A 225-nucleotide genomic window follows, 5' to 3' on the forward strand; every position below is an offset into this window, starting at 1 on the left:
TTTTTTTTAGTTTATACTAAGCTACATTTTTTAGTTCAAAATCCATAATTTCTTGAGGAGTTTTATAACCTATTATTTTCCGAGGTCTATTGTTAAGTTTTTCTTGAATACTCATTAGTGATTTTTCATCAATTTGATTGAAGTCAGTTCCTTTAGGAAGGTATCTTCTAATAAGTCCATTTGTATTTTCATTAGTTCCTCTTTCCCAGGAAGAATATGGATGGG

General features: G+C 28.9%; 1 protein-coding gene. It reads right to left on the reverse strand.

The window, feature by feature from the left end; genetic code table 11:
- Positions 1–16: 16 nt before the first annotated feature.
- Positions 17–225, reverse strand: a 209-nt coding sequence (locus ACVCXO_RS00005; RefSeq protein WP_452227559.1) for an IS30 family transposase, incomplete at its 5' end; no start/stop codon positions are given.

Source organism: Lacinutrix sp. MEBiC02404, assembly GCF_053601575.1.